Raw genomic sequence first — 26,480 nt, 5'->3', positions numbered from 1 at the left:
TTTTATTTTCCAGTCGGGGCGCGCAACGCGCCCCGCGTCTTGAACGGGCGGCGTGATGCTGAACAAATATCCTCTGTGGAAATATGCACTGATCGTGCTGGTACTGGTGGTCGGTTTCATTTATTCCGCTCCCAACCTCTACCCGGATGACCCGGCGGTACAGATCAGCGGTGCCAGCTCGGCGCTGCAGGTGAATCAGGCCGACCTCGATCGCGTCAGCAAGGCGCTGGTCGATGCCAAGATCGCTGTCAAGGGCGCAAGCCTGGGTGAAAAGGGCAGCGGGCTGATCCGCCTGACCAATCAGGAAGACCAGTTGCCAGCCAAGGATGTCGTGCGCAAGGCACTGGGCGATGATTACGTCGTGGCCCTGAACCTGGCCCAGACTACCCCGCAATGGCTGCGCAACCTGGGCGCAAGCCCGATGAAACTGGGCCTGGACCTGTCTGGTGGTGTGCACTTCCTGCTGGAAGTGGACATGGACAAGGCCATGACTGCCCGCATGAAAGTCTACGAAGGCGAGGTCAAGACCTTGCTGCGCAAAGAGCGCGTCCGCTACCGCAGCCTGCCTCAGCAGGATGGCGGCATCATGCTGGGCTTCGCTGACGATGCCACCCGCGAACAGGCACGTGCCCTGATCCGCAAGAATTTCAATGATTTCGACCTGACCACCACCGAGCGCAACGAGCTTGCGGTGCTGCGTCTGGCGCTGACCCAGGCGAAAGTCGCCGAGATCCGCGAATACTCGATCAAGCAGAACCTCACCACCGTACGCAACCGCGTGAACGAGCTGGGTGTGGCAGAGCCCCTGGTACAGCGCCAGGGCGCCAACCGTATCGTGGTCGAGCTGCCTGGCGTGCAGGACACTGCCGAAGCCAAGCGTATCCTCGGTAAAACGGCCAACCTGGAGTTCCGCTTCGGTGCTGAACCAGGTGCCTCCAAAGCCACTACCGAGGTGTTCGAGTTCCGTGAGGGCGGCCGCTCCGCCGCAGTCGAGCGGGGCCTGATCATCACCGGTGACCAGGTCACCGACGCCCAGGCCAGTTTTGACGAGCATGGTAGCCCGCAGGTGAACATCCGTCTGGATGGTCACGGTGGCGAGCTGATGAGCCGCGCAACGCGCAGCAACGTTGGCCGTAGCATGGCGGTGATCTTCATCGAGCAGAAGCCAGTCACCCGTTACGTCAAGCAGACTGTCGGGGGCGTCGAGAAGGACGTTGCCGTACAAAGCTTCGTCGAAGAGAAGAAAATCATCAGCCTGGCGACCATCCAGTCGCCGCTGGGCAGCCAGTTCCGCATCACCGGCCTGAACGGCCAGGGTGAATCGTCGGAACTGGCATTGCTGCTGCGTGCCGGTGGCCTGGCCGCGCCAATGTACTTCGCTGAAGAACGTACCATTGGCCCAAGCCTGGGTGCCGATAACATCACCAAGGGTATCAACGCGTCGCTGTGGGGCATGCTGTTCGTCTCGCTGTTCATCATCGCCATCTACCGCGCCTTCGGCGTGCTGGCCACCATCGCCCTGGCGGGCAACATGGTGCTGCTGCTGGCGTTGATGTCGCTGCTGGGGGCGACCCTGACCCTGCCGGGTATTGCCGGCATCGTGTTGACCATGGGTATGGCGGTGGACGCCAACGTGCTGATCTTCTCGCGTATTCGCGAAGAAATCGCGGCTGGCATGTCGGTGCAGCGCGCCATCCACGAAGGCTTCAATCGCGCCTACTCGGCAATCGTCGACGCCAACCTGACCACCCTGTTGGTCGGCGGCATCCTGTTTGCCATGGGTACCGGCCCGGTCAAAGGCTTTGCGGTCACCATGTCCCTCGGGATTTTCACCTCGATGTTCACTGCCATCATGGTGACCCGTGCATTGGTCAACCTGACCTGTGGCGGGCGTGACATCAAGAAGCTGTGGGTTTGAGGGAGCTGCGATGAAAACCATCAATTTCATGGGCGTGCGCAATGTCGCGTTCGCCGTCACCGTGCTCCTCACCGTGTTGGCGCTGTTCAGCTGGTGGCAAAAGGGCCTGAACTTCGGGCTGGACTTCACCGGGGGCACGCTGATCGAGCTGACCTACGAGCGCCCGGCCGACGTCAAGGCTGTGCGTGCCGAGTTGGTCGAATCCGGCTTCAACGAGGCCGTGGTGCAGAGCTTCGGTGCTACCACTGACCTGCTTGTGCGCATGCCTGGCGACGATCCCATGCTGGGTAACAAGGTAGCTGAAGCCCTGCAGAAGGCCGGAGGTGACAACCCGGCGAAGGTCAAGCGTGTCGAGTTCGTCGGCCCTCAGGTGGGTGAAGAGCTGCGTGACCAGGGTGGCATAGGCATGTTGCTGGCCTTGGGCGGCATCCTCATCTACCTGGCGTTCCGTTTCCAGTGGAAGTTCGCCGTGGGGGCGATCGTTTCGCTGATCCACGACGTGGTGGTAACGCTGGGTATCCTGTCGTTCTTCCAGATCACCTTCGACCTGACGGTGCTGGCGGCGGTGCTGGCGATCATCGGTTACTCGCTGAACGACACCATCGTTGTGTTCGACCGGGTACGTGAAAACTTCCGCGTCATGCGCAAGGCCTCGTTGATCGAGAACATCAACGTATCCACCACCCAGACCCTGCTGCGTACCGTCGCCACTTCGGTTTCGACCTTGCTGGCCATTGCCGCGCTGCTGTTCTTCGGGGGTGACAACCTGTTCGGTTTCTCGTTGGCCCTGTTCATTGGTGTCATGGCCGGTACCTACTCGTCGATCTATATCGCCAACGTGGTACTGATCTGGCTGAACCTGAGCAGCGAGGATCTCATTCCGCCGGTCAAGGCCGAAGGTGTGGACGAACGTCCGTAGGTTTTTCCTGCGCCGTTTGGCGATGAAAAGGCGCGAGTGTTGAACTCGCGCCTTTTTTTTTGCTCCAAGGCTGGGAGAAGCGCGGGTTCACACCCGCTGGTACGATCAGGAGGTTCACGTGAATAAATCAATGCTGGTGGGTGCGGTGCTGGGTGCTGTCGGTGTAACTGCCGGAGGTGCTGTGGCGACCTACAGCTTGGTGAACAAAGGCCCCGAAGTCGCCCAGGTGACTGACGTGCAGCCGATCAAGCAGCAGGTGAAAACCCCGCGTGAAGTTTGCAAGGACGTGACTGTGACGCGCCAGGCGCCGGTCAAGGATCAACACCAGATTGCCGGTACCGTAGTCGGTGCGTTGGCAGGTGGTCTGTTGGGTAACCAGATTGGTGGCGGTACCGGCAAGAAGATTGCCACGGTGGCCGGTGCGGTCGGTGGTGGTTATGCGGGTAACAAGGTGCAGGAAGGCATGCAGGAGCGTGATACCTACACGACCACGCAAACCCGCTGCAACACGGTCAACGACATCAGTGAGAAGGTGGTGGGCTACAATGTGACCTATTCCATCGGTGATCAGGTAGGCAAGGTGAAGATGGATCGCGAGCCGGGATCGACCATTCCGCTGGACAAGAATGGCAAGCTGATTCTGAGCGAAGCGGGTCAGTGATTTGCGGTGTCTGTGCCGGCCTCTTCACGGGTAAACCCGATCCTACAGGGGCAATGCGATCCATGTAGGAGCGGGTTGACCCGCGAAGAGGCCGGTACAGGCCACGCAAAACCACCAGGCACAAAAAAAGCACCTCAAGAGGTGCTTTTTGTTTGCCGGCAATCTGCGCTTAGCGCTTCATGCTTTCTGGCAGGTGCGGCTGGATGGCAGTCAGTACCGCCTTGAAGCACTTGATGTTGCCTGCAACGATGTGGCCTTTGTCGAGGAAGTCGTGGCCGCCGTTGAAGTCGCTCACCAAACCACCGGCTTCCTGGATCAGCAATACGCCAGCTGCCATGTCCCATTCGGACAGGCCCGACTCCCAGAAGGCGTCGAAGCGGCCAGCAGCCACATAGGCCAGGTCCAGGCTGGCGGAGCCGGCGCGGCGGATGCCGGCGGTCTGGCCGGTCAAGGCGCGGAACATGCCCAGGTAGTTGTCCATGTCCGCCATCTGGCCATCACGGAACGGGAAGCCGGTGCCCAGCAGGGCGCCTTCCAGGCTTGTGCGCGAGCTGACGCGCAGGCGGCGGCCATTGAGTTGGGCGCCACGGCCACGGCTGGCGGTGAATTCTTCCTGGCGAACCGGGTCGACGATCACGGCGTGCTCAAGGCGGCCGCGGTATTTGCAGGCGATGCTGACGGCGAAGTGCGGGATGCCGCGCAGGAAGTTGGTGGTGCCGTCCAGCGGATCGATGATCCACAGGTAATCTTTGCCTTCTTCGCCGCTACCCGCGTGCAGGCCGGTTTCCTCGCCCTGGATGGAGTGGTTCGGGTAGGCCTTGCGCAGGGCGTTGACGATGCTCTGCTCGGCGGCGCGATCGACTTCGGAAACGTAGTCCTTGGCCTCTTTCTCATCGACCTTGATGCTATCCAGGCGTTCGATGGAGCGGAAAATCAGTTCACTGGCGCTGCGAGCGGCGCGCAGGGCGATATTCAGCATAGGCTGCATGGGCGGGTCACCTGGAGATGTTAAAGAAGAAAGCCGATCATTCTAGCAGAAAACTTTGGCGGCAGAAGTGTCACATTTGCTTTCATGGCGTTACGTCTGTCGGTTCTGTAAGATCGAAGGCCCTGATTCCTGCATCTGTGAGCACAACACCTTGCTGCAAAATATTCGTGTTGTTCTGGTCAATACCAGCCACCCCGGCAATATCGGCGGCGCTGCACGTGCCATGAAAAACATGGGCTTGTCGCGTCTGGTGCTGGTGCAGCCGAAAGAATTCCCCGCCGTGGATGCCAGTGCCCGTGCTTCGGGCGCCGACGATGTGCTGGACAATGCCCAGGTGGTCGACAGCCTCGAACAGGCGCTGGTCGGCTGCAACCTGGTGATGGGCACCAGCGCCCGCGAGCGCAGCATTCCCTGGCCGTTGATCGGCCCGCGTGAATGCGGTGCCAAGGCGGTGGAGCATGCCAATGGCGGCGAGGAAATCGCCCTGGTGTTCGGGCGCGAGCACGCCGGCCTGACCAACGAAGAACTGCAGCGATGTCACTTCCACGTGCACATTCCCTCCAACCCCGACTTCAGCTCGCTGAACCTGGCGGCTGCCGTGCAGGTGCTCTCCTACGAGGTGCGCATGGCCTGGCTGGCTGCCGGTGAAGCGCCGGGCAAAGTCGAGAAGGTTGACGCCGCTGAGCTGGCGACCATGGATGAAATGGAGCTGTTCTACGACCACCTGGAGAAAACCCTGGTGGGCATCGGCTTCCTCGACCCCGAAAAGCCCAAGCACCTGATGCCGCGCTTGCGCCGGCTGTATGGGCGGGTGGCGGTCGAGCGTTCGGAAATGAGCATTTTGCGCGGCATCCTCACCGAGACCCAGAAAGTGGTCCGGGGCGAGCCGCATAAACGGAAGGACTGACAGATGTTCGAACGCCTGCGTGAAGATATTCAAAGCGTATTCCACCGTGACCCGGCTGCACGCAATGCCTTCGAGGTGCTCACCTGCTACCCCGGCATGCATGCCATCTGGCTGCACCGCCTGGGCAATGCCCTGTGGAGGCGTGATTTCAAATGGCTGGCCCGGCTGGTGTCGAACTTCGGTCGCTGGCTGACCGGTATCGAAATCCACCCTGGCGCCACCATTGGCCGGCGCTTTTTCATCGACCACGGTATGGGCATCGTCATTGGCGAAACCGCCGAGATCGGCGATGACGTCACCCTGTACCAGGGGGTGACGCTCGGTGGCACCAGCTGGAACAAGGGCAAGCGCCACCCCACCTTGGAGAACGGCGTGGTGGTAGGGGCGGGTGCCAAGGTGCTGGGGCCTTTCACGGTCGGCGCCGGCGCCAAGATCGGTTCCAATGCGGTGGTCACCAAGGCGGTGCCGGCCGGGGCCACGGCGGTAGGCATTCCGGGGCGGATCATCGTCAAGAGCGAGGACGCTGAAGTTGAAGCCAAGCGTAAGGCAATGGCCGAGAAGATCGGCTTCGACGCCTATGGTGTCAGTGGCGACATGCCCGACCCGGTGGCGCGGGCCATCGGCCAGATGCTCGATCACCTGCAGGCCGTCGACGAACGGTTGGAGGGTATGTGTGGCGCGCTGACCAAGATGGGCAGTGACTATTGTGCCAAGGAACTGCCGGCCTTGCCGGAGGACGACTTCAGCGAGGCTGCCCAGGTGGCCCAGCGCGACACTCAGCCGCATTGATCGCGCCGCACTGAAGTCATGGTGGCATGCGGGGCGTGTGCTCACGCCCCTCGTCTGCTACAATCGCGCCCGCCTCCCAGATGCAATCCCGACTAAAGCAGTAGGTCTAATAGTTGACTTAAATGCTCGGGAATCGCATACTCGCACACATCCTGAAACTCCCGTGGTACCCAATAGCCATGCGACTGACTACCAAAGGCCGATACGCCGTGACCGCCATGCTCGACCTGGCGTTGCACGCGAAGCATGGGCCGGTGTCTTTGGCCGATATTTCCGAGCGCCAGGGCATTTCCCTCTCTTATCTGGAGCAGCTGTTCGCCAAGCTGCGCCGCAGCAGCCTGGTTTCCAGTGTGCGCGGTCCAGGCGGTGGCTACCAGCTGTCGCGGGGCATGGAAACCATCCAGGTGGCCCAGGTTATCGACGCGGTCAACGAATCGGTCGACGCCACCCGCTGCCAGGGGCTCGGTGACTGCCATGCCGGTGATACCTGCCTGACCCACCACCTGTGGTGCGACCTCAGCCAGCAGATCCATGAATTCCTCAGCGGCATAAGCCTGGCCGACCTCGTCAAGCGCCGTGATGTGCAGGAAGTCGCCCAGCGCCAGGACCTGCGCCGTGTCGCAGGACGAACCGCCCAGCTGGACAAGATTGAGACGTCTGCCGTCGATTGACCCCCTGGGACGACGAGCGACGCCACCGCCTGATAGGAGAGACAAATGAAGTTGCCGATCTACCTTGATTACTCTGCGACCACTCCGGTCGACCCACGCGTGGCCCAGAAGATGGCCGACTGCCTGCTGGTCGACGGGAACTTCGGTAACCCGGCCTCGCGCTCCCACGTCTTTGGCTGGAAGGCCGAGGAAGCGGTGGAGAACGGTCGTCGTCAGGTTGCCGAGCTGATCAACGCCGATCCGCGCGAAATCGTCTGGACCAGCGGTGCCACCGAGTCCGACAACCTCGCGCTCAAAGGTGTCGCGCACTTCTATCAGACCAAGGGCAAGCACATCATTACCTCCAAGATCGAGCACAAGGCGGTCCTGGATACCGCTCGCCAGCTGGAACGCGAAGGTTTTGAAGTCACTTACCTGGAGCCAGGCGAAGACGGCATCGTCACCCCGGCCATGGTAGAAGCGGTGCTGCGCGACGACACCATCCTGGTCTCGCTGATGCATGTGAACAACGAAGTCGGCTCGATCAACGACATTGCCGCCATCGGTGAACTGACCCGTTCGCGCGGCGTACTGTTCCATGTCGACGCCGCCCAGTCGGCCGGCAAGGTCGAAATCGACCTGCAAAAGCTGAAAGTCGACCTGATGTCGTTCTCGGCGCACAAGGTCTATGGCCCGAAAGGCATCGGCGCGCTGTACGTCAGTCGCAAGCCGCGTGTACGTCTTGAAGCCATCATTCACGGCGGCGGTCATGAGCGCGGCATGCGTTCGGGCACCCTGCCGACCCACCAGATCGTCGGCATGGGCGAAGCCTTCGCCATTGCCAAACAGGAAATGGTTGCAGAAAACGCACGCATCAAGGCCCTGAGCGACCGCTTCTTCAAGCAGGTCTCAAACCTTGAAGAGCTGTACGTCAATGGCAGCCAGACTGCGCGTGTACCGCACAACCTGAACCTGAGCTTCAACTACGTCGAAGGCGAATCGCTGCTGATGTCGCTGAAAGACATCGCCGTATCGTCCGGTTCGGCCTGTACCTCCGCGTCGCTCGAGCCGTCCTACGTACTGCGTGCTCTGGGCCGCAACGACGAGCTGGCGCACAGCTCGATCCGCTTCTCCTTCGGCCGTTTCACCACCGAAGAAGAAGTCGACTACGCCGCGCAGAAAGTCTGCGAGGCCGTCAATAAACTGCGTGAGCTGTCGCCGCTGTGGGATATGTACAAAGACGGCGTTGACATCTCCAAGATCGAGTGGGCCGCCCACTAAGCAGTCGCCGGCAAGAGCGGCTCCCTGATGAGGAAGGAATTGCACCATGGCATACAGTGAAAAGGTCATCGACCACTACGAAAACCCGCGCAACGTCGGCAAGATGAATGCCGAAGACCCGGATGTCGGCACCGGCATGGTCGGCGCCCCGGCCTGCGGTGACGTGATGCGTCTGCAGATCAAGGTCAACGAGCAGGGCGTTATCGAAGACGCCAAGTTCAAGACCTACGGCTGCGGTTCGGCCATCGCGTCCAGCTCCCTCGCCACCGAGTGGATGAAGGGCAAGACCCTGGATGAGGCCGAAACCATCAAGAATACCCAACTGGCCGAAGAGCTGGCGTTGCCGCCGGTCAAGATCCACTGCTCGGTACTCGCCGAAGATGCCATCAAGGCAGCCGTACGCGACTACAAGCAGAAGAAAGGCTTGATCTAAGTCGCCTGTTGCAAGGTAAGGAGTTCTGATGGCTATCAGCATGACAGAAGCCGCCGCCAACCACATTCGCCGCTCCCTCGACGGGCGCGGCAAAGGTGAGGGCATTCGCCTGGGCGTGCGCACCACCGGTTGCTCGGGTCTGGCCTACGTGCTGGAATTCGTCGACGAACTGGCGGACGAAGACCAGGTGTTCGAAAACCATGGCGTCAAGGTGATCATCGATCCCAAGAGCCTGGTCTACCTCGATGGCACCGAACTGGATTTCGTCAAGGAAGGGTTGAACGAAGGCTTCAAGTTCAACAACCCCAACGTGCGCGGTGAGTGTGGCTGCGGCGAAAGCTTCAACGTTTGAGGCTGGCTGTGGGTACTCCTTGTCATTACGCATTGTTTGACCTCCAGCCAAGCTTCCGTCTGGATCTCGACAAGCTGGCCACTCGCTATCGCGAGCTGGCCCGCGAAGTCCATCCTGATCGCTTTGCCGACGCCTCCGAGCGTGAGCAGCGTATAGCGCTGGAAAAATCCGCGGCCCTCAACGACGCTTACCAGACGCTGCGCAGTGCGCCGCGTCGCGCGCGCTACCTGCTGGCCATCAGCGGCCACGAAGTGCCCCAGGAGGTCACGGTCCACGACCCTGACTTCCTGCTGCAGCAGATGCAGTGGCGTGAAGAGCTCGAAGAACTGCAGGATGAAGCCGACCTTGACGGTGTCGGCGTGTTCAAGAAGCGCCTGAAGGCCGCCCAGGACACGCTGAATGAGGACTTTGCCGGCTGCTGGGATGCCCCGGGCGAGCGCGACAAGGCTGAACGCCTGATGCGCCGCATGCAGTTCCTCGACAAGCTCGCCCAAGAAGTGCGCCAACTGGAAGAGCGCCTCGACGATTAACCCCGGTGCTGCCCGTGATGGCACCTAAGGTATTCAGATAAGCATGGCCCTACTGCAGATTGCCGAACCCGGTCAAAGCCCTCAGCCGCACCAGCGCCGCCTGGCGGTTGGAATCGACCTGGGCACCACCAACTCAATGGTCGCTGCACTGCGCAGCGGCCGTAGCGAGCCCCTGCCCGACGCGCAGGGTAACGTCATTCTGCCGTCCGCGGTGCGCTACCTCGAAGGGCGCAACGAAGTGGGGCAGGCCGCGCGTGATGCTGCCTCCAGCGACCCGTTGAACACCGTGCTGTCGGTCAAGCGCCTGATGGGGCGCGGCTTGGCCGACGTCAAGCAGCTGGGCGAGCAACTGCCATACCGCTTTGTGGGTGGTGAATCGCACATGCCGTTCATCGACACCGTGCAGGGGCCGAAAAGCCCTGTGGAAGTGTCAGCCGACATCCTGAAGGTGTTGCGCGAACGGGCCGAAGCCACCTTGGGTGGCGAGCTGGTAGGTGCGGTGATCACCGTGCCGGCCTATTTCGATGACGCCCAACGTCAGGCTACCAAAGACGCAGCGCGTCTGGCCGGCCTGAACGTGCTGCGCCTGCTCAACGAACCGACTGCGGCCGCCGTAGCCTACGGCCTGGACCAGAACGCCGAAGGCGTGGTGGCCATCTATGATCTGGGCGGCGGTACTTTCGATATTTCCATCCTGCGCCTGACCGCTGGCGTATTCGAAGTGCTGGCCACCGGCGGTGATACCGCCTTGGGTGGTGACGACTTCGACCATGCTATTGCCGGCTGGATCATCGAGCAGGCTGGCCTGTCGTCCGATCTGGACCCAGCTACCCAGCGCGCGCTGCTGCAAACCGCCTGCGCCGCCAAGGAAGCCCTGACCGACGCTGATGTGGTCAACGTCAGTCACGGTGCCTGGCACGGTGAGCTGACCCGCAGCGCCTTCGAAGCCATGATCGAACCACTGGTTGCCCGCAGCCTGAAGGCTTGCCGCCGCGCCGTGCGCGACAGTGGCGTTGAGCTGGAAGAAGTCAGCGCCGTGGTCATGGTCGGTGGTTCGACCCGCGTGCCGCGTGTGCGTGAGGCCGTGGGCGCGCTGTTCGGGCGCACCCCGCTGACCTCGATCGACCCAGACCAGGTGGTGGCCATCGGTGCCGCCATCCAGGCCGACACCCTGGCCGGCAACCGCCGCGAAGGTGGCGAGCTGCTGCTGCTCGATGTCATCCCGTTGTCGCTTGGTCTTGAAACCATGGGCGGGCTGATGGAGAAGGTGATCCCGCGTAACACCACCATTCCGGTGGCCCGCGCTCAGGAGTTCACCACTTACAAAGATGGTCAGTCGGCCATGATGATCCACGTACTGCAGGGCGAGCGCGAGCTGATCAGCGACTGCCGTTCGCTGGCCCGCTTCGAGCTGCGCGGCATCCCGGCCATGGTTGCCGGTGCTGCAAAAATCCGCGTCACCTTCCAGGTGGATGCCGATGGCCTGCTCAGCGTCGCTGCCCGCGAGCTGGGTTCGGGCGTGGAAGCCAGCATTCAGGTCAAGCCGTCCTACGGCCTGACCGATGGCGAAATCGCCCGCATGCTCAAGGACTCCTTCGAACACGCCGGTTCCGACAAGCACGCCCGCCAGCTGCGAGAGCATCAGGTAGATGGCGAGCGGCTGCTCGAGGCGGTACAGGGCGCCCTGGACGCCGACGGCGATCGCCTGCTCAGCAGTGACGAGCGCGACGCCATTGAATTCCAGATGCAAGAACTACGTGATTTGCTGGCCGGCACCGATGGCGCAGCCATCGAGCAACAGACCAAGCGTCTGTCGCAGGTGACCGATGCATTTGCCGCCCGTCGCCTTGATTCGACGGTCAAAGCCGCACTGGCCGGGCGCAACCTGAATGAGATCGAGGAGTAATCGATGCCGCTGGTGACATTCCTGCCGCATGAGAAGTTCTGCCCCGAGGGGCTGACCGTGGAGGTCAAGCCCGGGACCAACATCCTGGAGCTGGCCCACGACCATCACATCGAGATGGAAAGCGCCTGCGGCGGCGTCAAGGCCTGTACCACTTGCCACTGCATCGTGCGCAAGGGCTTCGATTCGCTCGAAGAGGCTGACGAGCTGGAAGAAGACATGCTGGACAAAGCCTGGGGCCTGGAAGCGCAATCGCGCCTGGGTTGCCAGGTTTTCGTCGCTGACGAAGACCTGACCATCGAGATCCCCAAGTATTCGCTCAACCATGCTGCCGAAGCACCGCACTGAGGGCCTGTACATGAGTCTGAAATGGGTTGATGTACTTGAGATCGCAATCCAGCTTGCAGAAAGCAAGCCTGAGGTCGATCCTCGTTATGTGAATTTCGTGGACCTGCACCGCTGGGTGCTGGCATTGCCAGAGTTCAGCGACGATCCGTCACGCGGCGGTGAGAAAGTGCTCGAGGCAATCCAGGCCGCCTGGATCGACGAAGCCGACTAAGCGTCACTTGCAGGTTAGGCAATCCCCCGGAACCCGCGTATAATTCGCGGGTTTAATTTTTCGTAACACTCATATTCTGGAGTTTTCCATGGCTGTTCAACGTACTTTCTCCATCATCAAGCCTGACGCTGTTGCCAAAAACGTCATCGGCAAGATCACCACTCGCTTCGAAGAAGCCGGCCTGAAAATCGTTGCCTCGAAAATGAAGCAACTGTCCAAAGCCGAAGCCGAAGGCTTCTACGCTGAGCACAGCGAGCGCGGCTTCTTCGGTGACCTGGTTGCCTTCATGACTTCCGGTCCGGTCGTTGTCCAGGTTCTGGAAGGCGAGAACGCCATCGCCAAGAACCGTGAGCTGATGGGTGCTACCAACCCTAAAGAAGCTGCTGCCGGCACCATCCGCGCTGACTTCGCCGAGTCGATCGACGCCAACGCCGTTCACGGTTCGGACTCCGAAGCTGCTGCTGCTCGCGAAATCGCTTACTTCTTCGCTGCTACCGAGGTAACCACTCGCTAAGCGAAAGCTTACGGGTGAGGGTGAATCCATGACGACATCTACTGGCAAAATCAACCTGTTGGGTCTGACCCAGCCGGAAATGGAACAATTCTTCGACTCTATTGGGGAGAAGCGCTTCCGTGCCGGCCAGGTGATGAAATGGATTCACCATTTTGGCGTGTCCGACTTTGCGGCCATGACCAACGTAGGCAAGGTCTTGCGCGAAAAGCTCGAGGCCGTTGCCGAAATTCGCCCACCGGAAGTGGTCAGTGAAGACATTTCCGCCGACGGCACCCGTAAATGGGTGATCCGCGTTGCCTCCGGCAGCTGCGTCGAGACCGTCTATATTCCAACCGACGACCGCGGCACCCTGTGCGTATCGTCGCAAGCCGGCTGTGCCCTGGACTGCAGCTTCTGCTCCACCGGCAAGCAAGGCTTCAACAGCAACCTCACGGCCGCCGAAGTGATCGGCCAGGTGTGGCTTGCCAACAAATCCTTCGGGACCGTTCCTGCCAAAGTCGACCGCGCGATTACCAACGTGGTCATGATGGGCATGGGCGAGCCCTTGCTGAACTTCGACAACGTCATTGCCGCCATGAAAATCATGATGGATGACCTTGGCTATGGCATTTCCAAGCGCCGTGTCACCTTGTCCACCTCGGGCGTGGTGCCGATGATCGACGAACTCGCCAAGCACATCGACGTGTCGCTGGCCCTGTCGCTGCATGCGCCGAACGACGAACTGCGCAACAAGCTGGTACCGATCAACAAGAAGTACCCGCTGAAGATGCTGCTGGAATCGTGCATGGGCTACATGTCCACCCTGGGCGGCAAGCGCGTGCTCACCGTCGAGTACACCCTGCTCAAGGACGTCAACGACCAGCCCGAGCATGCCGCGCAGATGATCGAACTGTTGCGCGATGTACCCTGCAAGATCAACCTGATCCCGTTCAACCCGTTCCCGCATTCGGGTTACGAGCGACCGAGCAACAACGCCATTCGTCGCTTCCAGGACCTGCTGCACCACGGTGGTTTCAACGTCACCACCCGTACCACGCGCGGCGACGACATCGACGCTGCCTGTGGCCAGCTGGTCGGCCAGGTCAATGACCGTACTCGCCGCAGTGAGCGCTACATCGCTGTTCGCCAGCTTTCTGCGGACGTCGAACTGCCAGACAGCGCCGCCAGCCACTGACAGGTACCTTGCCCATGAGCCTGCGTGCCGCGCTGTCGATCCTTGCGCTTTCGCTGCTGGCCGGCTGCGTGTCGGGCGGCGCGAGCGACCCCTTGGCCAGCCGCCAGGGCAGGGTGGAGGCAGGGCGGGCTTATGTGCAGCTTGGCTTGGGTTATTTGCAACAAGGTTTGACCGAACAGGCCAAGGCGCCGCTGGGAAAGGCCCTGGCGCTGGATGACCAGGATGTCGACGCGCACGCCGCCCTGGCGGTAGTGTTTCAAGCCCAAGGCGAGCCGGCGTTAGCCGAAGCACATTTTCGCAAGGCCTTGCAGATAAGCCGCGGTGACACGCGAATTCGCAACAATTACGGTAGTTTCCTTTATGCTCAGGGGCGATTTGCCGAGGCCAAGCAGATGTTTCGCCTGGCCAGTGCCGATACCCTGTATCCTGAGCGTTCACGCGTGTACGAGAATCTGGGCCTGACCGCCCTGAAGCTCGAACGCCGCGATCAGGCGCACGCGTATCTGTTGAAAGCGTTACAACTCAACCAGCGGCAACCAAAAGCGTTGCTGGAAATGGCTGAGTTGTCCTACGAAAACAGGCATTATGTGCCGGCTCGGGACTACTACGATCGTTTCAGCCAGTTGAGCGACCACGACGCCCGTAGCCTGCTGCTGGGCAGCCGCCTTGCCAGGGTGTTCGACGAGCAGGGCACACTGGCCGAATTGGGCCAGCAATTACAACGACTTTATCCCGGTACGCCGGAATATCAGCAATACCTGTCGGAGCAACGATGAACGCCGCGCATCCCGAAGTAGCAGTAGCGCCTGGCCAGAACCCCGGTGAGCTTTTGCGCCTGGCCCGTGAGAAACGGGACTGGTCTCAAGCCGAGGTGGCCCGCAAGCTCAACCTCACTGTCAGTTCGTTGAACCACGTGGAAACCGGCGCCTTCGACAAGCTGCCCGGGCATACTTTCGCTCGTGGCTACATTCGCGCCTACGCCAAGCTGATGGACCTCGACCAGGCCGCCCTGGTAGATGCCTTCGACCGCTACACCGGTACCCACGCCAAAGGCAGCGACGTGCATTCGCTGGGCCGTATCGAAGAGCCTGTGCGGTTGTCGCACAACATCCTGCGCGGCGTCAGCCTGCTGTTGCTGGTGGCTGTGGTCGGTGGTGGCTTTTTCTGGTGGCAGGACCAGGGCAGCCTGCGGGGCAAGGAGCTGGCGAAGATTGCCCTGGAGCACGTCGAGGTCGAAAGCGCCGACGGCACCACACAGATTCACCCGCTCGATGAGCCTGAAGACCAGGCCGTTTCCGCTGGGCAGCAACCTGAAAGCGCGCCGCTGGCGCTGGAGCAGGGCGCTGCCGAGCAGCATGCTGCCGCTGAACAGGCGCCGGTAAGCTCTGAGGCAGTCATTGCCACAGCGCCTGCGCCAGCACAACAAGCGCCTGTGCAACCCGCACCTGCTGCTTCGCCTGCACCGGTTACTCCTCCGGTACAGGCCACTGCTGCGCCGGCACCTGCACCTGCACCTGCACCGGCCGTGGCGGCCGTCGAGCCTGCCGCGGTGCCAGCAGGCAGCGCCAAGGTCGCCATCCAGTTCACCGCCGATTGCTGGACCCAGGTCAGCGACGGCAACGGCAAGGTGCTGTTCAGCGCCATCAAGCGCAAGGGGGACAACCTCGAGCTGACCGGCAAGCCGCCATTCGCGGTACGCCTGGGCTTTGCCCGGGGCGCCCAGGTCAGCTACAACGGCCAGGCCGTCGATGTTGCCCCGTTCACCAGTGGCGAGACCGCTCGCCTGAAGTTGGGACAGTAAGTCATGCACGGCGAATCTCCGATCAAACGTCGCGAATCCCGCAAAATCTGGGTTGGCAATGTGCCGGTGGGTGGTGATGCGCCCATCGCGGTGCAGAGCATGACCAACACCGACACCAACGATGTCGCTGCCACCGTGGCGCAAATCCAGCGTCTGGTCGATGCCGGCGTGGACATCGTGCGGGTCTCGGTGCCGGACATGGACGCGGCCGAAGCGTTTGGCAAGATCAAGCAACGGGTCAGCGTGCCGCTGGTCGCCGACATCCATTTCGACTACAAGATCGCCCTGCGTGTTGCCGAACTGGGCGTTGATTGCCTGCGGATCAACCCGGGCAACATCGGCCGTGAAGACCGCGTGCGCGCGGTGGTCGATGCTGCCCGCGACCGCGGCATTCCGATTCGTATCGGGGTCAACGCCGGTTCGCTGGAAAAAGACCTGCAGAAGAAGTACGGCGAACCGACCCCGGCCGCGCTGGTCGAGTCGGCCCTGCGCCACGTCGAGCATCTCGATCGCCTGGATTTCCAGGACTTCAAGGTCAGCGTCAAGGCCTCGGACGTGTTCATGGCTGTCGAAGCCTACCGTCTGCTGGCCAAGCAGATCGTGCAACCGCTGCACCTGGGCATCACTGAAGCCGGTGGCCTGCGTTCGGGCACCGTGAAGTCCGCCGTCGGCCTCGGTATGCTGCTGGCCGAAGGTATTGGCGATACCATCCGCATCTCGCTGGCGGCCGACCCGGTCGAAGAAGTGAAAGTCGGCTACGACATCCTCAAGTCGCTGCATCTGCGCTCGCGTGGCATCAACTTCATCGCCTGCCCAAGCTGCTCGCGGCAGAATTTCGATGTGGTCAAGACCATGAACGAGCTGGAAGGGCGTCTGGAAGACCTGCTGGTGCCGCTGGATGTGGCGGTGATCGGTTGCGTGGTCAACGGCCCGGGTGAAGCCAAGGAAGCCCATGTAGGCCTGACCGGCGGTACGCCGAACCTGATCTACATCGACGGCAAGCCGGCGCAGAAGCTGACCAATGACAACCTGGTCGATGAGCTTGAAAAACTCATCCGCCAGAAAGCGGCCGAAAAGGCCGAGGCCGACGCGGCGTTGATCGCTCGTGGCTGACACACAGAATTCGTAAGGACTTTTCGTGAGCAAATCGCTGCAAGCCATCCGTGGCATGAACGACATCCTGCCAGAACAGTCGCCGCTGTGGCGCTACTTCGAAGGCACCGTGGCCGGGCTGCTGGACACCTACGGGTACAGCCAGATCCGCACGCCGATCGTCGAGTTCACCGAGCTGTTCAAGCGCTCGATCGGTGAAGTGACCGACATCGTCGAAAAAGAGATGTACACCTTCGAGGACCGCAACGGTGATTCGCTGACCCTGCGCCCTGAAGGCACTGCGGCCTGCGTGCGAGCGGTGCTCGAGCACGGCATCACCGGCAACGGTCAGGTGCAGAAGCTGTGGTACATCGGCCAGATGTTCCGCCACGAGCGCCCACAGAAGGGCCGCTACCGCCAGTTCCACCAGATTGGCGTGGAAGTGTTCAACCTGGACGGCCCGGACATCGATGCCGAGCTGATCATGCTGACCTGGCGCCTGTGGGGCCTGCTGGGCATCCAGGACGCGGTCAAGCTGGAGCTCAACAGCCTGGGCACCAGTGAAGCCCGCGCACGCTACCGTGACGCGCTGGTCGAGTTCCTCTCGGCGCGCCTGGAGCAACTGGACGAAGACAGCCAGCGCCGCCTGAAGAGCAACCCGCTGCGCATCCTCGACAGCAAGGACCAGAACACCCAGGCGGTGCTGGTCGGAGCGCCGAAGCTGGAAGACTACCTGGACGAAGAGTCGCGTGTGCACTTCGAAGGCCTCAAGGCACGCCTGGACGCAGCCGGTATTCCGTTCGTGATCAACACCAAGCTGGTACGTGGCCTGGACTATTACAGCAAGACCGTGTTCGAGTGGGTAACCGACAAGCTCGGCGCCCAGGGCACGGTGTGCGCGGGTGGCCGTTACGACGGCCTGGTCGAACAGATGGGTGGCAAGCCGACCACTGGCGTTGGTTTCGCCATGGGCATCGAGCGCCTGATCCTGCTGTTGGAAACCTTGGGCAAGGTGCCGGAGTCCATCAGCCGCCAGATCGACGTTTACCTGTGCGCCTTTGGCGAACAGGCGGAGCTGGCTGGCCTGCGCCTGTCCGAAGGCCTGCGCGACCGCTTGCCGGGCCTGCGCCTGGCAGTCAACGCCGGTGGTGGCAGCTTCAAGAGCCAGTTCAAGAAAGCCGACAAGAGCGGTGCACTGTTCGCCCTGATCCTCGGCGACGACGAGCTGGCCAAGCAAGAAATCGGCTTGAAGCCCCTGCGTGGCCAGGGTGAACAACAGAACATTGCCTGGGATGCTCTTGCAGAGCACCTGGAAACCGCGATCGCGCAAGCGTAACGCGGTTCAACAAGCGAATAGGCGAAAAGGAGTATTGGGGTGTCGAGTACCGATGATGATGACCTGGCAGGCGTCAAGGACTGGTGGAGCCGCAACGGCAAGCCGCTGCTGACCGGTGCATTGCTGGCTGGCGTGGTGGTGTTGGGCTGGAATACCTGGCACAAGTACCAGAACAACCAGTCGCAAGGTGCCTCGCAGTTGTATCAGGCGTTGATTGAAACCAGCCTGACACCGACCGGCCAGCCGGACGCCACCAAGGTCGCGGAACTGGCCGGCAAGCTCAAGAGCGAGTTTGGCGGCACCGCTTACGCCCAGTACGGCAGCCTGTTCGTGGCCAAGGTCGCGGTCGACAGCGGCAAGCTCGATGACGCCGCAGCCGAGCTGAAAAGCGTGTTGGACAATCCGGCCGACGTCACCCTGGGCGAGATTTCGCGTCAGCGTCTGGCGCGCGTACTGGCAGCCCAGAACAAGGCCGAGGATGCCCTCAAGCTGCTCGACGGCGACGCCGATAAAGCCTTCCTGGCCAGCCGTGAAGAGTTGAAGGGTGACCTGCTGGTGCAGCTGGGTCGCACCAACGACGCGCACAGCGCTTACGAAAAAGCCAAGGCTGCGCTGTCCGATGACGCGGCGGTCGGTGGCCTGCAATTGAAGCTGGATGACCTGGCTAAAGGGGACGCGTAAGTGATCGGTTGGAAACATGCAGCAGTGCTGACCCTGGCCGTACTGGCCGCAGGTTGCAGCAGCAACAGCAAGAAGGAACTGCCCCCGGCCGAGCTGACCAAGTTCACCGAGGAAGTGGTGCTGAAGAAGCAGTGGAGCCGTTCGATCGGTGACGGCCAGGGTGAAACCTACAACACCCTGGTACCGGCCATCGAGAACGACCGTATCTACGCTTCCGACGTCAACGGCGAAGTCTTCGCCCTCGACCGCATCACCGGCGACGTGGTGTGGAAGAAGGACCTGGAGCTGCAGGTTTCCGGTGCAGTTGGCGTAGGCTATGGCCTGGTCATGCTCGGTACCCTCAAGGGTGAAGTCATTGCCCTGGACTCCAGCACCGGTGAGGAGCGTTGGCGCTCGCGCGTGACCAGCGAAGTGCTGGCCCCACCTGCCAACAACGGTGACGTGGTGGTGGTGCAGACCCAGGACGACCGCCTGATCGGCCTGGATGCCGCCACTGGCGACCGCCGTTGGATCTACGAAAACTCCCCGGCCGTGCTGACGCTGCGTGGTACCGGTGCGCCGATCGCCACCAACCGCCTGGCGGTTGCCGGCCTGTCCACCGGCAAAGTGGTCGCGGTTGACATCAACAACGGTGTGCCGGTGTGGGAAAGCCGCGTGGCCATCCCGAAGGGCCGTTCCGAGCTGGACCGTGTGGTTGATATCGACGGCGGCTTGTTGCTGTCTGGTGGTACCCTGTACGTCAGCACCTACCAGGGCCGTGTAGCGGGCCTGGACCTGGAAAGCGGCCGCGAGCTGTGGCAGCGCGATGCTTCCAGCTATGTGGGTGTCGCTCAGGGCTTCGGTAACGTCTACGTCAGCGAAGCCTCGGGTACCGTGGAAGGTGTGGATGAGCGCTCTTCCAGTGCCCTGTGGAGCAACGACAGCATGGCTCGCCGCCAGTTGACCGCCCCTGAAGTGTTCAGCAGCTACGTGGCTGTGGGTGACTTTGAAGGTTACCTGCACCTGCTGAGCCAGGTGGATGGCCGCTTCGTCGGCCGTGAGCGTATCGACAGCGATGGCCTGCGCGCCCGCCCACTTGTGGTCGGCGACACCATCTATGTCTTCGGCAACAGCGGCAAGCTCGAGGCACTGACCATCCGCTGAAGCTATGCTTGAAGCCTTGGCGGGCTTCAAGCCGCGGCGTAGGACACGCCGCCCAAACTCCGGCCGCTGCCTTGCAGCGGCCTTTGCATTTTCAAGAATTCGAGAGTGGAGAGCCGATGGTTCCCGTAATTGCTCTGGTGGGCCGCCCGAACGTCGGCAAATCCACCATGTTCAACCGCCTGACCAAGACCCGCGATGCCATCGTCGGTGACCTGTCGGGCCTGACCCGTGACCGCCAGTATGGTGATGCCAGCTGGCAGGGTCGTTCCTTCATCCTGATCGACACCGGTGGTATCACCGGTGACGAAGTGGGCATGGACGAGAAAATGGCCGAGCAGTCGCTCATGGCCATTGAAGAAGCCGACTATGTGCTGTTCCTGGTTGATGCCCGTGCGGGCATGACTGCAGCAGACCAGATGATCGCCGAGCACCTGCGCAAGCGGAACAAGGCGGCGATCCTGGTTGCCAACAAGATCGACAACATCGACCCCGACGTTGCCCGCGCCGAATTCTCGCCAATGGGCATGGGCAACGCCATTCCGGTGGCGGGCTCCCAGGGCCGTGGTATCAACGCCTTGATGGAGGCCGTGCTCGGTCACCTGCCGCGTGATGCCGAAGAAGAAGCCCTCGAACAGGACGTCGCTGAAGGTGAGGAAGCCGTGCGCATTCCTGGCCCAAGCGAGAAGGATGGCATCAAGATCGCCATCATCGGCCGTCCGAACGTTGGCAAGTCGACGCTGGTCAACCGCATGCTCGGCGAAGAGCGTGTGGTGGTCTACGACGAGCCGGGCACCACCCGTGACAGTATCTACATCCCGTTCGAGCGCGATGGCGAGAAGTACACCTTCATCGACACCGCCGGTGTGCGCAAGCGTGGCAAGATCCACGAGGAAGTCGAGAAGTTCTCGGTGGTGAAGACGCTGCAGGCGATCAAGGATGCCAACGTCGTCATCTTCGTCATGGATGCCCGCGAAGGTGTGGTCGACCATGACCTGAACCTGCTGGGCTTCGCCCTTGAAGCCGGTCGCGCCATCGTCATTGCCCTGAACAAGTGGGATGGCATGGAGCCGGGTGAGCGCGCCTACGTGAAGACCGAGCTGGAGCGCCGGCTGTTCTTCGTCGACTTTGCCGACATCCACTTCATTTCCGCGCTGCATGGCACGGGCGTGGGCAACTTGTACAAGTCGGTACAGGCTGCGTTCCAGTCCGCGGTCACCCGCTGGCCGACCAGCCGCCTGACGCAGATCCTCGAAGATGCCGTGAGCGAGCACCAGCCGCCGATGGTCAACGGTCGCCGCATCAAGCTGCGCTATGCCCACCTCGGCGGTGCCAACCCGCCACTGATCGTGATCCACGGCAACCAGACCGACAGCATTCCCAAGTCGTACTCGCGTTACCTGGAAAACACCTATCGCCGGGTGCTCAAGCTGGTCGGTACGCCGATCCGTATCGAGTACAAGGGGGGTGAGAACCCGTACGAGGGTAAGAAGAACACCCTTACCGATCGCCAGGTCAACAAGAAGCGCCGCCTGATGTCGCACCACAAGAAGGCCGAGAAGAAGCGTCGCGACAAACGCTAAGTAGCGCCATGTGGGGGCGGGCAAGGCTGCCCCCACAGACGCCCTTTGATCCAGAGCAATCCCCCTATTGTTTCAACCTTTTTCCTGACCGCTCGATCCGCTATGCTCGGACTCCACCCCGTGCCGGATGTACCCCAGGAAAGAGGGCTCCATGATCCGCAGCAAACTGCCGAATGTCGGCACGACCATCTTCACCACCATGTCCCAGCTCGCCGTGCAGACTGGCGCGCTCAACCTGTCCCAGGGCTTTCCTGACTTCAATGGCCCGCAGGCCCTGCTCGATGCAGTGGGCCGGCACGTGGCTGCCGGGCATAACCAGTATTCGCCCATGACCGGCCTGCCGGCCCTGCGCCAGCAGGTGGCGGCCAAGGTCGAGCGGTTGTATGGGGCAAGGGTGGATGCCGATCAGGAAGTGACTATCACTCCCGGCGCCACCGAGGCTATTTTCTGTGCCATCCAGGCGGTGGTGCATGCCGGTGACGAAGTGATCGTCTTCGACCCCTGCTACGACAGTTACGAGCCGTCCGTGGAGCTGGCCGGTGGTCGCTGTGTGCATGTGCAGTTGAGCGACGGCGACTTCCGTATCGACTGGCAGAAATTCAGCGATGCTTTGAGCCCGCGCACGCGCATGGTCATCCTCAACTCGCCACACAACCCCAGTGGCGCGCTGATCACCCGCGAAGACCTCGACCAGTTGGCCGCACTTATTGCCGACCGCGATATCTACCTGGTCAGCGATGAAGTGTACGAGCACCTGGTCTACGACGGCGTACGCCACGCCAGTGTGCTGGCCCATGAGCAGTTGTACTCACGTGCCTTCGTGGTCAGTTCCTTCGGCAAGACGTACCACGTTACCGGCTGGAAGACCGGTTACGTGATCGCACCGCCAGCCTTGAGCGCCGAGCTGCGCAAAGTGCACCAGTACGTCAACTTCTGTGGTGTGACGCCGCTGCAGTGTGCCTTGGCCGACTTCATGGCCGGGCACCCCGAGCATATTGATGAGTTGCCGGCCTTTTACCAGGCCAAGCGCGACCTGTTCTGCGGTTTGCTGGACGGCTCGCGTTTCAACTTTACCCGCACGACGGGCACTTATTTCCAGCTGGTGGACTATTCGCAAATCCGTCCGGACCTGAACGATGTCGACATGTCGCTGTGGCTGACGCGTGAGCACGGCGTGGCGACCATCCCGGTATCGGTGTTCTACCAGCAACCCATCCCCGAGCAACGCCTGGTACGCCTGTGCTTTGCCAAACGAGAGGAGACGCTGCGTCAGGCAGCGGAAAGACTATGCGCGATCTGAGTACACTGCCGAACCTGAAAGTCGCCCTGGTGCAAACCACCTTGGCCTGGCACGACCGTGAGGCCAACTACGCGCACTTCGAGGTGCTGCTGGAGCAGGTGGGCGAGGTTGACCTGGTAATCCTGCCGGAAATGTTTACCACCGGTTTTTCGATGCAATCGGAAAGCCTGTGCGAGCCGGAGAACGGTCCGACCTACAAATGGTTGAAGGCACAGGCGAAGAAGCACAACGCGGTGATTACCGGCAGTGTGATCATCCAGGCCGCCGATGGCAGCCACCGCAACCGCCTGTTGTGGGCGCGGCCGGACGGCGAGATTCTGCACTACGACAAGCGCCACCTTTTCCGCATGGCCGGTGAGCACAAACATTACACCCCAGGCGAGCGGCAGGTGCAGTTCGAGCTCAAGGGCTGGCGGATTCGCCCGCTGATCTGCTACGACCTGCGCTTCCCGGTGTGGAGCCGTGACGCCCAGGACACTGACCTACTGCTGTACACCGCCAACTGGCCGGCCGCGCGTCGCCAGCACTGGAACCGTCTGCTACCGGCGCGGGGGATCGAGAACCTGTGCTATGTGGCGGCGGTGAACCGGGTGGGCACGGACGGTAAAGGCTTTGCTTACTCTGGTGACAGCCAGGTGCTGGATTTCCAGGGCGAGAGCCTGCTCAGTGCCGGGGAGGCGGACGGGGTGTTCACTGCAGTACTGAGCGCGGCGGAACTGGCGGCGTACCGGGCCAAGTTCCCGGCCAACCTGGATGCCGATACCTTCGAGTTGCACTGACAGCAGGCCCGGCTTCTTCGCGGGCTTGCCCGCGAAAGGGCCGGCCCTGCCAGCCAATTTCCACCGGCCGTTCACCGTTGCCGCCGCCACCGTATTCGCGGGTAAACCCGCTCCTACACACGCATCGGCGGTTGGTCACAGGCCGTCGTAGGAGCGGGTTCACCCGCGAAAGGGCCGGCCCTGCTGGCCAATTTTCATGCGACGTTCACCATTGCCGCCGCTACCGTATTCGCGGGTAAACCCGCTCCTACACACGCATCGGCGGTTGGTCACAGGCCACCGTAGGAGCGGGTTCACCCGCGAAAGGGCCGGCCCTGCCAGCCAATTTCCACCGGCCGTTCACCGTTGCCACCGCCACCGTATTCGCGGGTAAACCCGCGCCTACACACGCATCGGCGGTTGGTCACAGGCCGTTGTAGGAGCGGGTTCACCCGCGAAAGGGCCGGCCCTGCCAGCCAATTTCCACCGGCCGTTCACCGTTGCCACCGCCACCGTATTCGCGGGTAAACCCGCTCCTACACACCGATCAATACACATCCCGCCGATACCGCCCATCCTCGATCAACTGCTGTACAGCAGCTTCACCCAGCATGCCTTTGAGCGCCGCATCCACCCCCGCCGCCATGCCTTGCAGGCTGCCGCAGACGTACACGCAAGCCCCGTCGGCCACCCAGCGCTTGAAGTCCTCGGCCTGCTCCAGCATCACGTCCTGCACATACACCTTCTCGGCCTGATCGCGCGAGAACGCCAGGTCCAGCCGTGCCAGGTCGCCGTTGTCCAGCCAAGCGTGCAGCTCATCGCCACACAGCAAGTCATGCGCCCGATTACGCTCGCCGAACAACAGCCAGTTGCGCTGCTCACCGGCATTGACCCGCGCGCGCAACAGGCTGCGAAGACCCGCCAGGCCAGTGCCGTTGCCGATCAGGATCATCGGCGCAGCGGCCTCAGGCAGATGGAAGCCACTGTTACGCCGCAGGCGCAGGCTCAGGGTGCCATTCATTGGCAGGTATTCGGTCAGCCAGCCAGAGCCCAAGCCAAGGCTGCCGTCGGGGTGGCGTTCCTGGCGCACGATCAGCTCCAGCACACCATCGCTGGCGATCGAGGCAATGGAGTACTCGCGGCAACCGATTGGCACCAGTGCATCGACCAGCGCTTGTGGCTGCAAGCCGATCAGGTGGTCGCGGCGCGTCGGCAGTTGGCGGCCTGCGAGTGCCTGGGCAAGGGTTTCGCTCAGGCCATTCACCTGCACCTGGCTGCTGGCGTCCAGCGCCATGCCCTTGAGGAACGCGTCGATCCGTGGCTGCCCATTCAGCGGCAGTACCTCTACCAGGTCGCCGGCTTCCCAGCTTGCAGGTTCTGCAGCCTGCAGGCCAAGCAGGTACACCGGTTGGCCTTGGCTGCCGGGGTTGAGCAGTTCGCGGCGCACCAGCGACCAGTTGGCAAAGGTTGGCGGCTGCCAGGCGGCCACCGGCTGGACACCGGTCAGTTGCGCCAGCTCCTGCTGCCATCGCTGCAGGGCGGCCTGGTCGGCGTTGTCCACTTCCACCGGGCTGAATGCACTGCTGGCACCGCGCTCCCCCAGCCACGCCTGGAGACGACGAGCGAAACCGCAGAAGTGCGGGTACTGACGATCACCGAGGGCGAGCAGGGCATAGTTGAGGTTGTTCAGTGCCCAAGGCTGGCCGAGCACCTTGCGCTCGAAGGCGCGAGCGCTGTCGGGCGCTTCGCCGTCGCCGAAGGTACTCACCACGAAGAGCGCGCGATGGGCCTGGCGCAAGTCGTTTTCACCCAGCTCGGCAAGGGCGCGCACCTGAACGGGCTGGCCAGCTGCCTGCAGCTGCTCGGCGCTCTGCCAGGCCAACTGTTCGGCAAAGCCACTCTGGCTGGCAAAGACGATCAGCCAGCCCTCGCCATTGCCGCTGTTGGCGACGTTGCCACGGGCTGCGCGCACCTGACGTTTCTTGCGGCGGCGGTCGAGGTACAGCAGCCAGCCGGTGACGAAGAACAACGGCATGGTGAGACTGGCGATGGTGACGATGATGCGCCCCGGCAAGCCGAAGTATTCGCCGACGTGCAAGGCGTAAACACTCTGCAGTAGCTGCGCCTTGAAGGACTTGTCGGTGTAGCGGTCGTGCTTTTTAACCTGGCCAGTGGCCGGGTCCAGCACCAGGTTATTGAAGGCACGCGGGTGCGCAGCGTTGTCGAGCAGGTAGAACAGGTTGGCCGGCTGACCACCAGCGGGCGGCAGGCGCAGGTTGTAGGTGGACAGGCCTGGGCCCGCGGCGTCCTTGAGGTTGGCCCAGATGGCGTCGTAGTCCACCACCAGCGGCGGCGCATTCCTGTCGACGTTCTGCGGCCCGTGCCGGCCACGGCCTTCACCCCGTTTTTGCTGCTGGCCCGCAGCCGGGGTGTCGGCCAGCAGTTTGTTCAGGCCTTCGCGGTACCACTCATAGGACCAGAACAGGCCGGTCAGGGCGAACAGAAGGTAGAACAGCAGGCACCAGGTACCTGCCACGGCGTGTAGGTCCCAGTTGAAGGCGCGGCCTTTCTTGGCCCAGTCGAAGGTCAGCCAGGTGCGCCAGTCCAGCGCTTTGCGCGGCCAGCGCAGGTACAGGCCGGACAGGCAGAAGAACACCAGCATCAGGGTGCAGGCCCCGGTGATTTGCCGGCCAGTATCGCCCATGGCGAGGAAGCGGTGCAGCTTGAGCATGAGGTTGAAGAAGCCTTGCCCGGCCGCTTCGCCCTTGAGTTCGCCGGTGTACGGGTCGGCATAGCGCAGCTCGCCACGGCGTTCGCCCGGTGCGGGCATGAAGAAGATCCGTGCAGCGTTGCCTTCGCGCACGTCGACCCACAGCATCGACACCTTGTCCTGTTGCTGGGCTTCGACCCGCTTAACCAGCTCGGCCGGCGGCAGCACGCCTTCGGCGCGTACTTCCACCTTGAGTACATCGGCATTGAATGCGCGCAGCAGTTCTTCCTGGAACGAGTACAGCGCCCCGGTAATGCCCATCAAGGCCAGCACCAGGCCAGCGGTGATGCCAAAGAACCAGTGCAATTGGAACAGCGTCTTCTTCACCACGTTTCTCACCTTGAGTTGCTACCGCGACCAGCGCGGCGTGCATTATGCCTTGATACGCAAAAGCCCCGCTCACGGGAATGAACGGGGCCGGGAGGGCTGCTTTTCGTGTTG

26 protein-coding genes are annotated in these 26,480 nt (G+C 62.1%); 24 read left to right on the top strand and 2 right to left on the bottom strand.

Annotated elements, in window-relative coordinates; all coding sequences use genetic code 11:
* Positions 1-55: 55 nt before the first annotated feature.
* The 3 genes from secD to N5D53_RS07305 all read left to right on the top strand — a co-directional run bounded on the left by secD (position 56) and on the right by N5D53_RS07305 (position 3,498).
* Positions 56-1,918, top strand: coding sequence for a protein translocase subunit SecD (gene secD, locus N5D53_RS07315; RefSeq protein ID WP_020189973.1), 1,863 nt, complete (start codon positions 56-58; stop codon positions 1,916-1,918).
* A 10-nt stretch (positions 1,919-1,928) separates the two neighbouring features.
* The gene (secF, locus tag N5D53_RS07310) at positions 1,929-2,837 is read left to right on the top strand and encodes a protein translocase subunit SecF (protein WP_010952062.1); all 909 of its coding nucleotides are present in this window, start codon (positions 1,929-1,931) and stop codon (positions 2,835-2,837) included.
* Between the two features lie 118 nt (positions 2,838-2,955).
* On the top strand, positions 2,956-3,498 hold the full coding sequence (locus tag N5D53_RS07305) for a glycine zipper 2TM domain-containing protein (RefSeq protein ID WP_010952063.1): 543 nt from the start codon (positions 2,956-2,958) through the stop codon (positions 3,496-3,498).
* Between the two features lie 169 nt (positions 3,499-3,667).
* Here the strand turns inward: N5D53_RS07305 and suhB are convergent, their stop codons facing one another.
* Entirely contained in the window at positions 3,668-4,486 is an 819-nt protein-coding gene (suhB, locus tag N5D53_RS07300; protein WP_003248548.1) for an inositol-phosphate phosphatase, read from the bottom strand.
* A 151-nt stretch (positions 4,487-4,637) separates the two neighbouring features.
* On the opposite strand from suhB, the gene trmJ reads away from it, so the two are divergent.
* From trmJ to N5D53_RS07195, 21 genes are all read left to right on the top strand, one after another.
* Positions 4,638-5,393 carry a tRNA (cytosine(32)/uridine(32)-2'-O)-methyltransferase TrmJ gene (trmJ, locus tag N5D53_RS07295; RefSeq protein WP_004576300.1) on the top strand — a complete coding sequence of 252 codons (756 nt, stop codon included), beginning with the start codon at positions 4,638-4,640 and terminating at the stop codon, positions 5,391-5,393.
* 3 nt (positions 5,394-5,396) lie between these two features.
* Complete coding sequence (cysE, locus tag N5D53_RS07290; RefSeq protein WP_104960819.1) at positions 5,397-6,182, top strand: serine O-acetyltransferase; 786 nt, start codon at positions 5,397-5,399, stop codon at positions 6,180-6,182.
* A 179-nt stretch (positions 6,183-6,361) separates the two neighbouring features.
* Positions 6,362-6,853 (top strand): Fe-S cluster assembly transcriptional regulator IscR, encoded by a 492-nt coding sequence (gene iscR, locus N5D53_RS07285; RefSeq protein WP_003248542.1) that lies wholly within the window; start codon positions 6,362-6,364, stop codon positions 6,851-6,853.
* 45 nt (positions 6,854-6,898) lie between these two features.
* Complete coding sequence (locus N5D53_RS07280; RefSeq protein WP_003248541.1) at positions 6,899-8,113, top strand: IscS subfamily cysteine desulfurase; 1,215 nt, start codon at positions 6,899-6,901, stop codon at positions 8,111-8,113.
* A gap of 46 nt (positions 8,114-8,159) precedes the next feature.
* Complete coding sequence (iscU, locus tag N5D53_RS07275) at positions 8,160-8,546, top strand: Fe-S cluster assembly scaffold IscU (protein ID WP_003248539.1); 387 nt, start codon at positions 8,160-8,162, stop codon at positions 8,544-8,546.
* A gap of 28 nt (positions 8,547-8,574) precedes the next feature.
* Positions 8,575-8,898, top strand: coding sequence for an iron-sulfur cluster assembly protein IscA (gene iscA / locus N5D53_RS07270; RefSeq protein WP_003248536.1), 324 nt, complete (start codon positions 8,575-8,577; stop codon positions 8,896-8,898).
* 8 nt (positions 8,899-8,906) lie between these two features.
* Positions 8,907-9,428 (top strand): co-chaperone HscB, encoded by a 522-nt coding sequence (gene hscB / locus N5D53_RS07265; RefSeq protein WP_010952065.1) that lies wholly within the window; start codon positions 8,907-8,909, stop codon positions 9,426-9,428.
* Positions 9,429-9,471: 43 nt separating this feature from the next.
* The gene (gene hscA, locus N5D53_RS07260; RefSeq protein ID WP_064492819.1) at positions 9,472-11,334 is read left to right on the top strand and encodes a Fe-S protein assembly chaperone HscA; all 1,863 of its coding nucleotides are present in this window, start codon (positions 9,472-9,474) and stop codon (positions 11,332-11,334) included.
* Positions 11,335-11,337: 3 nt separating this feature from the next.
* Entirely contained in the window at positions 11,338-11,679 is a 342-nt protein-coding gene (fdx, locus tag N5D53_RS07255; RefSeq protein ID WP_003248531.1) for an ISC system 2Fe-2S type ferredoxin, read from the top strand.
* Between the two features lie 10 nt (positions 11,680-11,689).
* On the top strand, positions 11,690-11,890 hold the full coding sequence (gene iscX, locus N5D53_RS07250) for a Fe-S cluster assembly protein IscX (protein WP_003248529.1): 201 nt from the start codon (positions 11,690-11,692) through the stop codon (positions 11,888-11,890).
* Positions 11,891-11,978: 88 nt separating this feature from the next.
* On the top strand, positions 11,979-12,404 hold the full coding sequence (ndk, locus tag N5D53_RS07245) for a nucleoside-diphosphate kinase (protein WP_003248526.1): 426 nt from the start codon (positions 11,979-11,981) through the stop codon (positions 12,402-12,404).
* A 28-nt stretch (positions 12,405-12,432) separates the two neighbouring features.
* Complete coding sequence (gene rlmN / locus N5D53_RS07240) at positions 12,433-13,578, top strand: 23S rRNA (adenine(2503)-C(2))-methyltransferase RlmN (RefSeq protein ID WP_003248524.1); 1,146 nt, start codon at positions 12,433-12,435, stop codon at positions 13,576-13,578.
* 14 nt (positions 13,579-13,592) lie between these two features.
* A complete protein-coding gene (gene pilW / locus N5D53_RS07235) occupies positions 13,593-14,354 on the top strand; it encodes a type IV pilus biogenesis/stability protein PilW (RefSeq protein ID WP_020193002.1) in 762 nt (253 codons plus the stop codon).
* Positions 14,351-15,379: a RodZ domain-containing protein gene (locus tag N5D53_RS07230; protein ID WP_104960821.1), complete on the top strand. Its 1,029-nt coding sequence runs from the start codon at positions 14,351-14,353 to the stop codon at positions 15,377-15,379. Before pilW ends, N5D53_RS07230 begins: the two co-directional genes overlap by 4 nt.
* A gap of 3 nt (positions 15,380-15,382) precedes the next feature.
* A complete protein-coding gene (ispG, locus tag N5D53_RS07225; protein WP_010952070.1) occupies positions 15,383-16,492 on the top strand; it encodes a flavodoxin-dependent (E)-4-hydroxy-3-methylbut-2-enyl-diphosphate synthase in 1,110 nt (369 codons plus the stop codon).
* A gap of 25 nt (positions 16,493-16,517) precedes the next feature.
* Entirely contained in the window at positions 16,518-17,807 is a 1,290-nt protein-coding gene (gene hisS, locus N5D53_RS07220) for a histidine--tRNA ligase (RefSeq protein ID WP_003248516.1), read from the top strand.
* Between the two features lie 39 nt (positions 17,808-17,846).
* Positions 17,847-18,488, top strand: a complete 642-nt coding sequence (locus N5D53_RS07215) for a tetratricopeptide repeat protein (RefSeq protein WP_104960822.1) — start codon at positions 17,847-17,849, stop codon at positions 18,486-18,488.
* The gene (gene bamB, locus N5D53_RS07210) at positions 18,489-19,631 is read left to right on the top strand and encodes an outer membrane protein assembly factor BamB (RefSeq protein ID WP_003248513.1); all 1,143 of its coding nucleotides are present in this window, start codon (positions 18,489-18,491) and stop codon (positions 19,629-19,631) included.
* Between the two features lie 116 nt (positions 19,632-19,747).
* Positions 19,748-21,211 carry a ribosome biogenesis GTPase Der gene (der, locus tag N5D53_RS07205; protein WP_010952071.1) on the top strand — a complete coding sequence of 488 codons (1,464 nt, stop codon included), beginning with the start codon at positions 19,748-19,750 and terminating at the stop codon, positions 21,209-21,211.
* A 151-nt stretch (positions 21,212-21,362) separates the two neighbouring features.
* Positions 21,363-22,511, top strand: a complete 1,149-nt coding sequence (locus N5D53_RS07200; protein WP_003248511.1) for a pyridoxal phosphate-dependent aminotransferase — start codon at positions 21,363-21,365, stop codon at positions 22,509-22,511.
* The gene (locus tag N5D53_RS07195) at positions 22,499-23,290 is read left to right on the top strand and encodes an amidohydrolase (protein ID WP_012051253.1); all 792 of its coding nucleotides are present in this window, start codon (positions 22,499-22,501) and stop codon (positions 23,288-23,290) included. Before N5D53_RS07200 ends, N5D53_RS07195 begins: the two co-directional genes overlap by 13 nt.
* A 526-nt stretch (positions 23,291-23,816) precedes the next feature.
* Here the strand turns inward: N5D53_RS07195 and N5D53_RS07190 are convergent.
* On the bottom strand, positions 23,817-26,369 hold the full coding sequence (locus N5D53_RS07190; protein WP_190869675.1) for a sulfite reductase flavoprotein subunit alpha: 2,553 nt from the start codon (positions 26,367-26,369) through the stop codon (positions 23,817-23,819).
* Positions 26,370-26,480: the final 111 nt, after the last annotated feature.

It is taken from the genome of Pseudomonas sp. GD03862, assembly GCF_029840855.1.
Taxonomy (GTDB): Bacteria; Pseudomonadota; Gammaproteobacteria; order Pseudomonadales; family Pseudomonadaceae; genus Aquipseudomonas; species Aquipseudomonas alloputida.
This window is presented reverse-complemented; position numbering and strand designations above follow the sequence as displayed.

Bases quoted from the DNA above. Each gene is read 5' to 3' on its own strand.
- secF (WP_010952062.1), top strand. From the start codon at position 1,929: ATGAAAACCATCAATTTCATGGGCGTGCGCAATGTCGCGTTCGCCGTC.
- iscX (WP_003248529.1), top strand. From the start codon at position 11,690: ATGAGTCTGAAATGGGTTGATGTACTTGAGATCGCAATCCAGCTTGCA.
- N5D53_RS07280 (WP_003248541.1), top strand. From the start codon at position 6,899: ATGAAGTTGCCGATCTACCTTGATTACTCTGCGACCACTCCGGTCGAC.
- N5D53_RS07230 (WP_104960821.1), top strand. From the start codon at position 14,351: ATGAACGCCGCGCATCCCGAAGTAGCAGTAGCGCCTGGCCAGAACCCC.
- suhB (WP_003248548.1), bottom strand. From the start codon at position 4,486: ATGCAGCCTATGCTGAATATCGCCCTGCGCGCCGCTCGCAGCGCCAGT.
- N5D53_RS07200 (WP_003248511.1), top strand. From the start codon at position 21,363: ATGATCCGCAGCAAACTGCCGAATGTCGGCACGACCATCTTCACCACC.
- pilW (WP_020193002.1), top strand. From the start codon at position 13,593: ATGAGCCTGCGTGCCGCGCTGTCGATCCTTGCGCTTTCGCTGCTGGCC.
- iscA (WP_003248536.1), top strand. From the start codon at position 8,575: ATGGCTATCAGCATGACAGAAGCCGCCGCCAACCACATTCGCCGCTCC.
- hscA (WP_064492819.1), top strand. From the start codon at position 9,472: ATGGCCCTACTGCAGATTGCCGAACCCGGTCAAAGCCCTCAGCCGCAC.
- der (WP_010952071.1), top strand. From the start codon at position 19,748: ATGGTTCCCGTAATTGCTCTGGTGGGCCGCCCGAACGTCGGCAAATCC.
- ndk (WP_003248526.1), top strand. From the start codon at position 11,979: ATGGCTGTTCAACGTACTTTCTCCATCATCAAGCCTGACGCTGTTGCC.
- iscU (WP_003248539.1), top strand. From the start codon at position 8,160: ATGGCATACAGTGAAAAGGTCATCGACCACTACGAAAACCCGCGCAAC.
- iscR (WP_003248542.1), top strand. From the start codon at position 6,362: ATGCGACTGACTACCAAAGGCCGATACGCCGTGACCGCCATGCTCGAC.
- fdx (WP_003248531.1), top strand. From the start codon at position 11,338: ATGCCGCTGGTGACATTCCTGCCGCATGAGAAGTTCTGCCCCGAGGGG.
- rlmN (WP_003248524.1), top strand. From the start codon at position 12,433: ATGACGACATCTACTGGCAAAATCAACCTGTTGGGTCTGACCCAGCCG.
- secD (WP_020189973.1), top strand. From the start codon at position 56: ATGCTGAACAAATATCCTCTGTGGAAATATGCACTGATCGTGCTGGTA.
- ispG (WP_010952070.1), top strand. From the start codon at position 15,383: ATGCACGGCGAATCTCCGATCAAACGTCGCGAATCCCGCAAAATCTGG.
- N5D53_RS07195 (WP_012051253.1), top strand. From the start codon at position 22,499: ATGCGCGATCTGAGTACACTGCCGAACCTGAAAGTCGCCCTGGTGCAA.
- cysE (WP_104960819.1), top strand. From the start codon at position 5,397: ATGTTCGAACGCCTGCGTGAAGATATTCAAAGCGTATTCCACCGTGAC.